Raw genomic sequence first — 12,600 nt, 5'->3', positions numbered from 1 at the left:
CCCTCCCCAGTCCAGCCTGCCGGGCCCGGTGCCCGGTGATCTGCGCAGAATCCTGCCATGTGACGCACCGGTAACGGCAGGGGGTCGGCGGTCGGGCCGGTGAATTCTCAGCCACTCCTCACCGGGGGGCGGGAACGGGTGTGAGACAGCTCTCAGCAAACCGTCACCAAGGGGGACCCAAGCGGACATAACCCCGGTACGAGGCCCCGGCGTCCACGCTTTCACACCTTCTCCGCAACCCCTCCGCAACCCCCGGAACCGCAACGCCGGGCCCAGTTAACCTTCCGTTCACCCAGGCTCCCTACGGTCACGCAGGACAGCAGCGTCAGTCCGACAACTACGACGATTGTTTGGTTATGGAACACATCACGTTCCTGGTGGCCGTTGTGATCATCACGGCGCTCGCCTTCGACTTCACCAACGGCTTCCACGACACCGCCAACGCGATGGCCACCTCCATCGCGACGGGAGCCCTCAAGCCCAAGGTCGCGGTCACCATCGCCGCCGTCCTCAACTTCGCCGGGGCCTTCCTCTCCGTGAAGGTGGCCACCACCATCTCCGGCGGCATCGTGAACGAGAAGGTCGGCGTCGAGCCGTCGATCATCTTCGCCGCCCTGGTCGGGGCGATCCTCTGGAACCTGCTGACCTGGCTGCGCGGCCTGCCGTCCAGCTCCTCGCACGCGCTGTACGGCGGCCTGATCGGCGCCACCGTGGTCGGCGTCGGCATGAACGGCGTGAACTTCGACGTCGTCGCGACCAAGATCCTCATCCCGGCCGTGGCCTCCCCGCTCGTGGCGGGCCTGGCCGCCTTCGGCGCCACCAAGCTGGCGTACCTGATCACCCGCGGCGGCCGCGAGAGCACCACCGACAAGGGCTTCCGGCGCGGCCAGGTGTTCTCGTCGTCGCTGATCTCGCTGGCGCACGGCACCAACGACGCGCAGAAGACCATGGGCATCATCACCCTGACCCTGGTCTCCGTCGGCGCCCTGAAGCCCGGCGCGCTGCCGCCGGTCTGGGTCATCGTGAGCGCGGGCGCCGCCATCGCCCTCGGCACGTACATGGGCGGCTGGCGCATCATCCGCTCGATGGGCAAGGGCCTGACCGACATCCAGCCGCGGCAGGGCCTGGCCACCGAGACGGCCGCCACCGCGGTCATCCTCACCTCGACGCACATGGGCTACGGCCTCTCCACCACCCAGGTCTGCTCCGGCGGCATCATGGGCGCGGGCCTCGGCGGCCCCAAGCGCGAGCTGCGCTGGAGCCTGGTGCGCCGCATGGTCTACACGTGGGGCCTGACCCTGCCCGCCGCCGCCACGGTGGCCGGTGTCGCGGCCTTCGTCGCGGACCAGGGCGCGTGGGGCGTCGCACTGGTCGGGGCCGCCCTGGTCGCCGGTTCCGGCGCCATGTGGGTCCTCTCGCGCCGCCAGCCGGTCACCGCCGGCAACGTCAACGACGTGCAGGAGGTCGAGGTGCCGGTCCAGGCCGCCGCCCCGACGCCCGCCACCACCACCGTCGCGGCCTGACGGCCCGGTCACGGACAGGACGGAGAGAACCATGGACATCAAGTGGAGCGCCCTCGCCCAGACCGCGGGCATCAGCTTCGGCGTGACGGTCGCGGTGGTCGCGGCCTTCGCCCTCGGCATCCTGGCGCTGTCGCGCCGCGAGGCCGCGCAGGAGGCCGTCCGGTCGGGCATCCCCGGCGCGGGCAGCGGCAACCTCGCACTGGCCGGTGCGGCCCTGTGCTTCAGCGCCTGCGCCTCCGTGGTCTTCTACGGGATCACGATGATCGCCGGCCGCTGAGCCGGCCGACGCACGCGCGTACGGCGAAGGGCCCGATCTCCCGATCGGGCCCTTCGCCGTACGTCGTGCCGGGCTCAGTCCTTGACGAGCTCCGGCGCCCGGGCGGCCGGGATGTCCACGGTGCCGCGCAGCGGCGCCTCGCGGATGAACAGCACGACCACGAAGGCCGTCAGCGCGAACGGCGCGGCCAGCAGGAACACCATGCCGACACCGCGGCCGAAGGCGTCGGTGACGAGCGGGACGATCGGCGCGGGCAGTGCGTGCAGGTCCGGGATCTCGCCGCCGCCGAGACCGCCGGCGGCCGGGTGGACGCCCGCCTTGGCGAGGTTCTCGGCCAGGTAGCGCGCGACCCGGTCGGACATCAGCGCGCCGAGGGCCGAGACGCCGATGGCGCCGCCCATGGTGCGGAAGAACGTGACGGTGGAGCTGGCCGAGCCGAGCTCCTCGCGGGGCACGGTGTTCTGCACGGCGAGCACGAGGTTCTGCATGGTCAGGCCGAGGCCGATGCCGGCGAGCGCCATGTAGAGGGAGAGCAGGCCGTACGCGGTGTCGGCCCGGGCGGTGCCGAGCAGGCCGAAGCCGACGGCGAGCAGCAGGGTGCCGGCCACGAGGTAGCCCTTCCAGCGGCCGTAGCGGGTGATGAGCTTGCCGGCGACGGTGGAGGAGACCGCGAGGCCGAGGATCATCGGCAGGGTGAGCAGGCCGGCCATGGTGGGCGACTTCTCGCGGGCGAGCTGGAAGTACTGGCTGAGGAAGGTCGTGGCGCCGTACATGCCGACGCCGACCAGCACGCTGGCGATGGCGGAGAGGGTGACCGTGCGGTGCCGGAAGAGGTCGAGCGGCACGATGGGCTCGGCGGCGCGGCGTTCGGCGGCGACGAAGAGCACGACCAGCACGGCGGTGCCGCCGAGCATGGCCGCGGTCTGCCAGGAGGCCCAGTCGTAGTTCTTGCCGGCCAGGCTGACCCAGATCATCAGGAGGCTGGCGGCGGCGGTGATGAGCAGCGCGCCGAGGTAGTCGATGCGGGCCTTGGTGGTGCGCGGGGCGACGGGCAGCCGCAGGGTGCGCTGGAGGACGGCGATGGCGAGCAGCGAGAACGGGATGCCGACGTAGAAGCACCAGCGCCAGCCGAGCCAGTCGGTGTCGACGATGACGCCGCCGATCAGCGGGCCGCCGATGGTGGCGAGGGCGAAGACGGCGCCGAAGTAGCCGCTGTAGCGGCCGCGCTCGCGGGGCGACACCATCGCGGCCAGGCAGATCTGGGCGAGGGCGGTGACGCCGCCGGCGCCGATGCCCTGGAGCACGCGGCAGCCGATGAGCTGGCCGGTGTTCTGGGAGAGGCCGGCGAGGGCGGAGGAGGCGATGTAGATGACGAGGGCGATCTGGACGAGCAGCTTCTTGCTGACCAGGTCGGAGAGCTTGCCCCAGATGGGGGTGGAGGCGGTGAGCGAGAGCAGGGTGGCGGTGATCACCCAGGTGTACGCGGATTCGCCGCCGTGCAGGTCGGTGAGGATCGTCGGCAGGGCGTTGGAGACGACGGTCGAGGAGAGCACGGCCACGAAGAGGCCCAGAAGCAGGCCGGAGAGGGCTTCCAGGACTTGGCGGTGCGTCATGGGGGTCGTCGGGGTCATGGGCTTCCTTCGACGTGAAATTTCGTTGCCTCAAGCAACCGTAAGCTCGATGGTTGAGTAAGGCAACTTTCGCCAAGCGCAAGTAAAGCCCGGCCCCGAGGGGCCGGGCCGTGTCCGTGCAGGACGCGCTCAGACGGACATCGACTCCGCGGCGATGTCGTTGAAGCGGTGCAGCAGTTCGGCGAACCGCTCGACGTCGTCGTCGCCCCAGGCCGCCATCAGCTCGCGGAAGCGGTCCATCCGGGCGTCGCGGGCCCGCTGGTAGCGGGCGGCGCCGTCACCGGTGAGGGAGACCAGCGAGGAGCGGCGGTCGAGCGGGTCGACCTCCCGGCGCACGAGCCCCAGCTCCTCCAGGTGCTTGACCTGCCGGCTGATCGAGGCCTTGCCGATGCCGAAGTGCACCCCGATGTCGGTGAGCCGCACCCGGCCGGTCTCCTCCACGAAGGCCAGCAGGCTGTAGGCCCCGCCCTCCAGCTCGGGGTGCACCCGCCGCGACATCTCGGCCGACCGCGCGCGGCCGCGCCGGAACAGCAGCGCCACCTCCCGCTCGACCGCGCGGAACGCCTGCTCCGCCGACTCCTGGTCACTCATGGCGCCCAGTATCCCGCAGGCGGCACCTCCCCCCTCCGGCAACTGCTTCATGCTATGAAGTGTCCGCTTGATCCACTTTCGTCCCCGCCCGATCCCCCGGAGGCAGTCGATGGCCGGTCCGCGCCGCGGATTCCCCGCCGAGATCAGGGACGCGGTCACGCCGCGGGCCGCACTCCTCGTGCTGGCGGTGCTGCTGCTGCAGCTCGGCTTCATCGCCAGCTACGTCGGCGCGCTCCACGACCCGAGCCCGCACCGGCTGTCGATCGCCGTCGTCGCCCCCGCGCGGGCCGCCCCGCAGTTCGTCGCCGCCCTCGACGCCGTCCCCGACGAGGCCGTCCGGTCGAGCACCGCCCCCGACCGGGCCACCGCCGTGCAGCGCATCCGCGACCAGGAGATCTACGCCGCCTGGCTGGTCGACCCCACCGGCACGAAGGACACGCTGCTCGTCGCGGCAGCCCGCGGACCGGCCGCGGCGACCGCCGCCGAGCAGATCGTGGGCGCCCTCGACAGCCGTCAGCGGCGCACGCTCGCCGTCGAGGACGTCGTGCCGCTCGCGGAGGGCGACGCCGAGGGCCTCTCCTCGTTCTACCTGGTGGTCGGCTGGTGCGTGGGCGGCTACCTGGTGGCGTCGATCCTCGGCATCAGCGCCGGCTCCCGGCCCGCGAACACCGACCGGGCGCTGATCCGGCTCGCCACCCTCGTCGTCTACTCCGTGGCGGCGGGCCTCGGCGGGGCGGTGATCATCGGCCCGGTGCTGAACGCCCTGCCCGGCTCCACCTGGGCGCTGTGGGGGCTCGGCAGCCTGGTGGTGTTCGCCGTCGGCGCGTTCACCATGGCGCTGGAGTGCCTCTTCGACGTGGTCGGCATCGGGCTCGCCGTGCTCGTGTTCGTGGTGCTCGGCAACCCCAGCGCGGGCGGGGTGTTCCCGCCGCCGCTGATGCCGCCGTTCTGGCGGGCGATCGGCGCGTGGATCCCCAACGGGGCGGGCACCGACGCGGCCCGGTCGATCGCCTACCTCGGCGGCAGCCGGCTGACGCAGCCGTTCCTGGTGCTGGCGGCCTGGGCGGTGGTGGGCGTCGGCGTCACCCTCCTCGCGGTGGCCCGGCGGCCGGGCGGCGCGGCCCCGGGCCCGGCCGCGGTCGGCGCTCACGGCCCGGCCGGCCACGGCGGCTGACCGGCCACGGCGACCGGCCGGCCATGACGGCCGAGGGCTACGGCCGGGGGGCGGGGTCGAACGGCCGGCGGGTGTCCGGGGCCGGGGCGGGCTCGATGCTGCGGCGCCGGACGATGAGCACGACGATCAGGGCGGCCTGGAGCAGGATGATCAGGACGAGCCCGGGATGGAACACCGGCTCGATGCCGACCAGGCTGGAGATCAGGCTGGTGTCCCACAGGCCGTGGACGAGCATCGGCAGGAGGATCACGCCGCCCACCCGCAGGCACAGGTAGAAGAAGTAGCCCGAGGTGGAGACGACGACGGCCTGGACGACCGCCTGCGCGCCGTGGCCGACGGCGTTGCTGATGTGCGCCAGGCCGAAGACCGCGGACGACCAGAGGGCGACCTCGGCCTCGCCGAAACCGGCGCGCTTGAACACGTGGACGCCGATGCCGCGGAACATCAGCTCCTCGCCCACTCCGACGAACACCCCGAGCAGCAGCAGGCACACCACCAGGGCGGCGCCCTGGTCGGCGAGACGGCCGTAGTCGAGACCGAGCAGGGACGCGAGAAGCATCGAGATCGGCACCCACCGCACCCAGCGGCGCACCGGCACCCGGTAGGTCGACACCACGCCCCACCAGCCGAGCCAGGTCACCACCGCGGCGCCGAACACGATCGACAGGCCGATCGGGATCAGCGCGTTGCGCACCACCGCCTCGGCGGTCGGGAAGTCGCCGCCGGAACCGGAGGTGTCCACCCCGGTGAGCCTGCCCACGCCCTGGAGGATCCCCAGGTACACGACCACCACGACCAGGAACCACGGCCAGGGGAGCCTGCGCCCGGCCTGTCCGTCCGCACCGACCGCCTCCACCGGATCACCCCTCGCCCACCGGCGGCACCGCCGCGCTCCACGGCCCGGACGCCCCTCCCGGGCCACTTTCGGACAAATTACCCCAGAAGTGGAGATGGCAGACCGTCGGCGTGCGTCCCTGCCTTTCGGCGTGCGCCCCTGCTTTTCGTTTTCGGCGTGCACCCTCGGCGGAGGGTCCGGCCGTGCTCCCGGCGCACCCGCCGGCCGGACGGGACGGTGCTCCCCCGCGCAGGCGCCGGGCCCCGGCCCTCAGCCCTCGGCGGCGGCGAACCGGCCCGGGTCGGCGACGACCGCGCGCACCACGCCCGTCGCCGCCCCGAGCAGCGGGCCGCGCCGCCCGAGCCGGGAGACGGACAGCCAGTCGTCCCGCCAGGCGCGCACGGTCACCCGGGCGGCGAGTTCGGCCCGCATCGCGGGCAGCAGCCACTCGGCGAGTTCCGCGTAGCCGCCGCCGAGCACGAGCGCGGCCGGGTCGAGCAGGTTGACGGACCCGGCCGCGGCGACGCCGAGCGCCGTACCGGCCCCGGTCAGCGCGGCCCGGACGGCCGGGTCGCCGTCGGCGGCGCGCCGGGCGAGCAGCGCCACCCAGTCGCCCCCGGCGTCGGCGAGGCCCGCGGCGCGCAGCACCGCGGCCTCCCCGGCGTACTGCTCCAGGCAGCCGCGCGCGCCGCACGGGCACGGCGGGCCGTCGGGGTGCACGGGCAGGTGGCCGATCTCCCCGGCGTAGCCGCGGGCGCCGCGCAGCAGCCGACCGTCGACGACCAGGGCCGCGCCGATGCCGGCCTCGGCGGAGAGGTGCAGGAAGTCGTCGGGGCCCTCGCCGAGCCAGAGTTCGGCGAGGCCGCCGAGGTTGGCCTCGTTGTCGACGTCGAGGGGCAGGCCGGCGAGGCCGGCGGCGCCGGCCCCGCGCAGCGCCCGGCGGAGTTCGGCGGCGAGCGGCACGTCCGACCAGCCGAGGTTCGCCGCGCGCTCGACGGTGCCGTCGGCCGCGCCGACCAGGCCGGGGACGGCAACGGCCAGACCGGCCGGTTCGAGGCCGCAGGTGCCGGCGACCTCGCGCAGCAGCGCCGCGAGGTCGGCGAGGACGGCGGCGGGGGTGCGGCCGCGGTTGGGGACGTCGCGGCGCAGCCAGGCGCGCACCTCCCCGCGGAGGTCGACGACGCAGGCGGCGAGGTGTTCGACGCCGATCTCGCCGCCGAGGCCGGCCGGGCCCTGCGGGTCGAGGGCGAGCGCGGTGCCGGGGCGTCCGACCCGGCCGCTCGGCACGGCGGGCCCGCACTCGGCGACGAGCCCGGCCGCCGACAGCTCGTCGACGAGCGAGGAGACCGCCGCGCGGGTGAGTCCGGTGGCGGCGGCGACCTCGGCGCGCGACCGCGGCCCGGCCGCGAACTCGCCGAGCACGAGCGCCAGGTTGGCCCGGCGCATGCCCTGCTGGCTCGCGGGCCTGGCCCGTCTCGTCGCCGTGTCGCGCATCCCCGTCGCACCTCTCGTCCACCGGCCGGGCCGGCACCCTGTCGGGTGTCCGCCCGGCCCCCTGCCGGTCATCGGGCCGAACACCAGGTCGACCGCTTGCAGCGTATCCGCGCCCGGCCGCGCGTTCCGCACGGCGCGGCCCGGGCGCCGTGCGGGTCGGCGGGTGCCGTACGGGTCAGCGGGCGCCGAGCAGCGGCCCGCCGTCGGAGAGGACGGCGGTGATCCGCGCCGCGGTGGCGGTGTCCCGTTCGACCGCCTCCAGGACGGGCCCGGCCGCCGTGTCCCAGCGGCGGGCGACCGCCGCCGGGTGCTCGCCGGTGAGCAGTCCGGCGGCCTGGGCGGCGGCGCCGAGGGCGACGAGTTCGCCGGCGGCCGGCACCTGCACCGCGCGGCCGGAGAGCCGGCGGACGGTGTCCTGCCAGGCGCGGCCGCGGGCGCCGCCGCCGATCAGCAGCAGGGGCTGGTCGCTGCCGGTCTCGCCGCCGGACTCCAGCACGAGGTCGAGGGCGGTGAGCAGGGCGTGGGCGGCGCCGTCGTAGGCGGCCTGGAGCAGCTGGCCGGGGGTGGTGTCGTGGCGCAGGCCGTGGATCAGGCCGGCGGCGTGCGGCAGGGCGGGGGTGCGCTCGCCGTCGAGGAACGGCAGCACGACGGCCTCGCCGCCGGGTTCGACGGCCTGCCGGTCGAGGCCGAGGAGGGTGGCGATGCGGTCGACGGCGAGGGTGCAGTTGAGCGTGCAGGCGAGGGGCAGCCAGTCGCCGTGGGCCGCGGCGAAGCCGGCCACGGTGCCGCCGGGGTCGGCGGGGCGGCCGCGGGTGACGGCGTAGACGGTGCCGGAGGTGCCGAGCGAGAGGGCGGGCCGTCCGTGGGCGGCGCCGGGGCCGCCGCCGAGGCCGAGCCCGAGGGCGGCGGCGGCGTTGTCGCCCGCGCCGAGGGCGACGGGGATGCCGGGCCGCAGGCCGCCGAGGGTGCCGAGGGTCTCGCCGGCCGGGGTGCCGGGCTCGGCGAGGGGCGGCAGCAGCGCGGGGTCGAGGCCGACGAGGGCGAGGATCTCCTCGTCCCAGCCGTGCTCGCCCCACCAGCCGGTGCCGGAGGCGTCGCTGCGCTCGGCGGTGGGGCGGCCGGTGAGCTGCTCGGTGAGGTACTCGTGCGGGAGGCGGACGGCGGCGACCCGGCCGGCGAGGCCCTGGTCGCGCAGCCAGGCCCACTTGCTGACCGTGAAGGAGGCGTTGGGCACGCTGCCGGTGCGGCGGGCCCAGGCGTCGGGGCCGAGCTCGTCGACGAGGGCGGCGGCCTGGCCGGCGGAGCGGGTGTCGTTCCACAGCAGGGCGGGGTGCACGGGTGCGCCGTCCGCGTCGAGGGTGACGAGCCCGTGCTGCTGGCCGCCGACGGCGACGGCCTCGGCCCGGTCGGCGTGGCCGGTGGCCGCGACGGCCTCGTGCAGGGCCTGCCGCCACTGCCGGGGGTCGCTCTCCCGGGCGCCGCCGGTGCCGGTGACGGTGTGCGCGGCGCGGCCCTCGCCGAGGACCTCGCCGGTCTCCGTGTCGACCGCGAGGGCCTTGGTGGCCTGGGTGGAGCTGTCCACCCCGATGACGATCCGTGCCATGTCTCACTCCGTGTGCCGCGCCGGGACTTCCCATCCGTGCCTGGGGATATTAGTTTGTTTTCTGCCCTGACGAATAGCCCCCGGCAGATCTGGAGTACTCCGCCATGCCCACCCCCACCCCCGCGGACAAGTTCACCTTCGGCCTGTGGACCGTCGGCTGGCAGGGCCGCGACCCGTTCGGCGACGCCACCCGCCCCGCCCTCGACCCGGTCGAGACCGTGCACCGCCTCGCCGAGCTCGGCGCGTACGGCGTGACCTTCCACGACGACGACCTGATCCCGTTCGGCTCCTCGGACTCCGAGCGCGACGCGGTCGTCAAGCGCTTCCGCGCCGCCCTGGACGCCACCGGCCTCAAGGTGCCGATGGCCACCACCAACCTCTTCACGCACCCGGTCTTCAAGGACGGCGGCTTCACCTCCAACGACCGCGACGTGCGCCGCTACGCGCTCCGCAAGACCATCCGCAACATCGACCTGGCGGCCGAGCTCGGCGCCACCACGTACGTCGCCTGGGGCGGCCGCGAGGGTGCGGAGCACGGCGGCTCCAAGGACGTCCGGGTCGCGCTGGACCGCCTGAAGGAGGCCTTCGACCTGCTCGGCGAGTACGTCGACCAGAAGGGCTACGACCTGCGGTTCGCGATCGAGCCCAAGCCGAACGAGCCCCGCGGCGACATCCTGCTCCCGACCATCGGCCACGCCCTGGCGTTCATCAACAGCCTGGAGCGCCCGGAGAAGGTCGGCCTCAACCCGGAGGTCGGCCACGAGCAGATGGCGGGCCTGAACTTCACCCACGGCATCGCCCAGGCGCTGTGGCACGACAAGCTGTTCCACATCGACCTGAACGGCCAGTCCGGCATCAAGTACGACCAGGACCTGCGCTTCGGCGCCGGCGACCTGCGCAGCGCGTTCTGGCTGGTCGACCTGCTGGAGTCGGCCGGCTACGCGGGCCCGCGCCACTTCGACTTCAAGCCGCCGCGCACCGAGGACTTCGAGGGCGTCTGGGCCTCGGCCGCCGGCTGCATGGCCAACTACCTCATGCTGAAGGAGCGGGCCCTGGCGTTCCGCGCCGACCCGGCCGTGCAGGAGGCGCTGCGCGCCGCCCGCCTGGACGAGCTGGCCGTGCCGACCGTCGCGGACGGCCTGGACGCCCTGCTCGCCGACCGCTCGGCGTTCGAGGAGTTCGACGTGGACGCGGCCGCCGCCCGCGGCATGGCCTTCGAGCAGCTCGACCAGCTCGCCATGGAGCACCTGCTCGGCGCCCGCTGAGCCGGGCCCCGGGAGGCCGCCGGGGCCGCCGTCACCGGGGAGCTCAGACCCGTTCGGGTTCGAGCTCCTCGGCGGGCGGCTGCAGCCGCGTGCGGGTGAAGACCCAGCGGTTCATCGCCCAGAAGCGGAAGACCATGGCCAGCAGCGTGCCGACGATCATGCCGCTGAGGAAGTCGGCGACCTCCTGCACCAGCGGGGTGACGTCCGGCTCGCGCAGGTCGAGCACGTAGCGGGAGAACGCGAGCGGCAGGTCGTTGACGACCACCGCGAGGGCGCTCACCACGAGGAAGAGGATCGCCTCGCGGTGCTTCCCGTTGGCGCGGAAGGACCACTGGCGGTTCAGCACGTACGACACGGCGGTGGCGATCACGGTGGCGACGGTGAGCGCCACGACCGGCTTGTGCTGGAGCACGGTGAACTTGAGGCCGAGGTCGACGGCCATGGTCAGCACGAAGCAGGTACCGCCCACCAGCAGGAACTTCACCAGCTTGCGGTGCTGCACCAGCGTGGGCTTCCAGCGCTCCGGGACCCGGGCCAGGGCCCGCTGAGTTGGCGACGGCATTCCGGCAGTGTCCCACGCCCGGATTGCCGCCGGGTACTCGGCGGACCCTCCCGGGGGACCTACCCGTTGGTAATGCGCAGCACGCCCGTCGTGGTGCCCTGGAGCACCACGCCGCCCGGCGCGATCGACCCGACCATCTGCAGCGTGTCGAAGATGAAGCCGCTGCCCAGCCACTTCGTCCGGACCACCCGGCCGGTCGCCGGGTCGACCTCGGCGTAGCTGTACGGGTCGAGCTCGGAGGTGCTCGTGGTGCCCGGGATCACCGGGTCGCGGAGCACCGTGTGGATCAGGCCGTCCGCGGTGGAGAGCCGGGGCACCGCGGCCGAGCGCACGACGGTGTCCCAGCGCAGATCGCAGCCGGAGCCGTCGGCCCGGACGTCGACCCGGCTCAGCCCGCCGCGGAACGCCGCCGACGCGGGCACGCTGGTGCCCGCGCCCTCCGGCAGCTTCGGGTACGGGTAGCCGTAGGTCGAGGCGACGAACACGGCGTTGCCGACCGCGACCGGCGAGTTCTCGCTGCCACTGCCGCCGGCCTTCAGCACGGGCACGGAGCAGACCTGCGCGCCGGAGTCCGCGCGGTACACCAGCAGGCTGACGGTGGGGGCGGCGTTGTCGACGACGGTGACGTACTCGCCGCCGGTGCGCGGGCCGAAGAAGGTCGGCGTCGACCCGGTGCCCCAGCTCAGCTGCCCGGGCTTGCGGCCCGGCCCGCGGTCGTACGGCTGCCGCCAGACGATCTGCGGGGTGCCGTCGGCGGTGGCGGTCAGCAGGTAGGTGGCGTGCGTGGTGGCGACGGCGGTGCCGCCGGGCGCGGTGGAGATGGAGTTGGCCACCGTCTCGCCCGCGGGGAGCGGGAGCGTGCGGACGGTGCCGGTGCGGTCGTCGGCGGTGCCGACCGTGCCGCCGCCGGTGGCGAACCACACCCGGCCCTGCCAGTCCGGGGAGATCCCGGTGACCGCGTCGCCGGACGGCAGCGCGGACCCCAGCGGCAGCGAGGAGTCGACGGAGAGCTGCCAGGCGCCGGTGGCGGTGCGGTGGTGCCCGACGCGCAGCAGGCTGCCCCCGCCGTCGACGGCGACCAGGCGGTCCCGGTCGTCGAGGTAGGCGTAGACGCCGCCGAGCAGGGAGCCCTTGGTGATCGGCAGCGACGCCAGCGAGTCCCCGGTCGCCGGGTCGAGCAGGTGCACGGTCGGGGTGAGGCCGAAGATCGCGGTGCACAGCGCGACCGGGTAGCCGTCGGCGCCCACCAGCACGGTCGGGCAGGCCGAGGCGAGCGCGGCCCGGTGCGAGGTGAGCGGCCCGGCGGCGGGCCCCGGCAGCGGGGTCGCGTCGGAGGAGCCGGTGTCGCCGTGCATGGTGGCGGTGCCGTCGGGGCCCGCGTACGGGTTGTGCGGCGGCAGCGGGCCGAAGCCCTCCGCGCCGGCGGCGGGGGCCGCCGGGGCGAGGGCGAGCAGCACGGCGGCGGCGAGGGCGGGCAGCGCGAGGCGCATGGGGTTGTCCCGTCGGGTGAGGAGGGCAGGGAGGACCGCGCGGCGGTGCTCGCACCCGGACGTGCTCCCGGCCTCGGCCGGGCGGGGGCACCGCGCTCAGAGGGCGCGGTGACAGCTCGCGGAGCACGCGTACGCCAGGTCGACGTCGAGTCGAC

General features: G+C 74.5%; 11 protein-coding genes. 4 read left to right on the top strand and 7 right to left on the bottom strand.

Annotated elements, in window-relative coordinates; translation table 11 throughout:
• Positions 1-356: 356 nt before the first annotated feature.
• On the top strand, positions 357-1,523 hold the full coding sequence (locus tag SNE206_RS24430; protein ID WP_407915641.1) for an anion permease: 1,167 nt from the start codon (positions 357-359) through the stop codon (positions 1,521-1,523).
• A 31-nt stretch (positions 1,524-1,554) separates the two neighbouring features.
• Positions 1,555-1,800, top strand: coding sequence for a hypothetical protein (locus tag SNE206_RS24425; protein ID WP_405011604.1), 246 nt, complete (start codon positions 1,555-1,557; stop codon positions 1,798-1,800).
• A gap of 74 nt (positions 1,801-1,874) precedes the next feature.
• Here SNE206_RS24425 and SNE206_RS24420 read toward each other — a convergent pair whose 3' ends face one another.
• On the bottom strand, positions 1,875-3,431 hold the full coding sequence (locus SNE206_RS24420; protein ID WP_407915640.1) for an MDR family MFS transporter: 1,557 nt from the start codon (positions 3,429-3,431) through the stop codon (positions 1,875-1,877).
• A 129-nt stretch (positions 3,432-3,560) separates the two neighbouring features.
• The gene (locus tag SNE206_RS24415) at positions 3,561-4,022 is read right to left on the bottom strand and encodes a MarR family winged helix-turn-helix transcriptional regulator (RefSeq protein ID WP_405011606.1); all 462 of its coding nucleotides are present in this window, start codon (positions 4,020-4,022) and stop codon (positions 3,561-3,563) included.
• A 109-nt stretch (positions 4,023-4,131) separates the two neighbouring features.
• On the opposite strand from SNE206_RS24415, the gene SNE206_RS24410 reads away from it, so the two are divergent.
• Positions 4,132-5,196 carry a DUF3533 domain-containing protein gene (locus SNE206_RS24410; protein ID WP_407915639.1) on the top strand — a complete coding sequence of 355 codons (1,065 nt, stop codon included), beginning with the start codon at positions 4,132-4,134 and terminating at the stop codon, positions 5,194-5,196.
• 37 nt (positions 5,197-5,233) lie between these two features.
• Here the strand turns inward: SNE206_RS24410 and SNE206_RS24405 are convergent, their stop codons facing one another.
• The 3 genes from SNE206_RS24405 to xylB form a co-directional block, all read right to left on the bottom strand.
• Positions 5,234-6,052: a CPBP family intramembrane glutamic endopeptidase gene (locus SNE206_RS24405; RefSeq protein ID WP_407915638.1), complete on the bottom strand. Its 819-nt coding sequence runs from the start codon at positions 6,050-6,052 to the stop codon at positions 5,234-5,236.
• 249 nt (positions 6,053-6,301) lie between these two features.
• Entirely contained in the window at positions 6,302-7,525 is a 1,224-nt protein-coding gene (locus SNE206_RS24400) for an ROK family protein (RefSeq protein WP_407915637.1), read from the bottom strand.
• A gap of 175 nt (positions 7,526-7,700) precedes the next feature.
• Positions 7,701-9,128 (bottom strand): xylulokinase, encoded by a 1,428-nt coding sequence (gene xylB / locus SNE206_RS24395; RefSeq protein WP_407915636.1) that lies wholly within the window; start codon positions 9,126-9,128, stop codon positions 7,701-7,703.
• A gap of 104 nt (positions 9,129-9,232) precedes the next feature.
• On the opposite strand from xylB, the gene xylA reads away from it, so the two are divergent.
• Positions 9,233-10,393, top strand: a complete 1,161-nt coding sequence (gene xylA, locus SNE206_RS24390; protein ID WP_407915635.1) for a xylose isomerase — start codon at positions 9,233-9,235, stop codon at positions 10,391-10,393.
• A gap of 43 nt (positions 10,394-10,436) precedes the next feature.
• On the opposite strand, the gene SNE206_RS24385 is transcribed toward xylA, so the two are convergent.
• Complete coding sequence (locus SNE206_RS24385; RefSeq protein ID WP_407915634.1) at positions 10,437-10,955, bottom strand: GtrA family protein; 519 nt, start codon at positions 10,953-10,955, stop codon at positions 10,437-10,439.
• Between the two features lie 59 nt (positions 10,956-11,014).
• A complete protein-coding gene (locus SNE206_RS24380; RefSeq protein ID WP_407915633.1) occupies positions 11,015-12,445 on the bottom strand; it encodes a hypothetical protein in 1,431 nt (476 codons plus the stop codon).
• Between the last annotated feature and the right edge of the window lie 155 nt (positions 12,446-12,600).

This window comes from Kitasatospora sp. NE20-6 (assembly GCF_045862635.1).
The sequence above is the reverse complement of the archived record's forward strand: the minus strand, read 5'-3'. Positions and strand labels throughout refer to the sequence as shown.